1 pseudogene is annotated in these 248 nt (G+C 28.2%); it reads left to right on the top strand.

The window, feature by feature from the left end:
• Nucleotides 1-248 (top strand): annotated as a pseudogene (locus NG901_RS16790) (DUF3267 domain-containing protein); the annotation flags it as partial.

Below are 248 nucleotides of genomic sequence, written 5' to 3'. Positions count from 1 at the left end.
CGACTAATGCAGGTCCCAGTATATGAAGTAAAATATTTTCAACTAAGCAATCCATGTGGTTATGTAATTCATGAACCATCGGATAAGCCATTAAAATCTTTTTTCATTTCAATAGGACCATTTTTAATAAACACTATTTTAGGAATGTTTATAATGCTTCCAGCATCTGTAGAATTATTTGAATTCAGAAATTTTGATAACTTTTTAAATTTATTTTTAGCATGGCTTGGGATATCTATATTAATGCA

The sequence above is a fragment of the Clostridium sp. CMCC3677 genome (assembly GCF_023845585.1).
GTDB lineage: Bacteria > Bacillota > Clostridia > Clostridiales > Clostridiaceae > Clostridium > Clostridium aquiflavi.
Note: the sequence above shows the minus strand (reverse complement) of the source record. Positions and strands in the feature narration are given on the sequence as shown.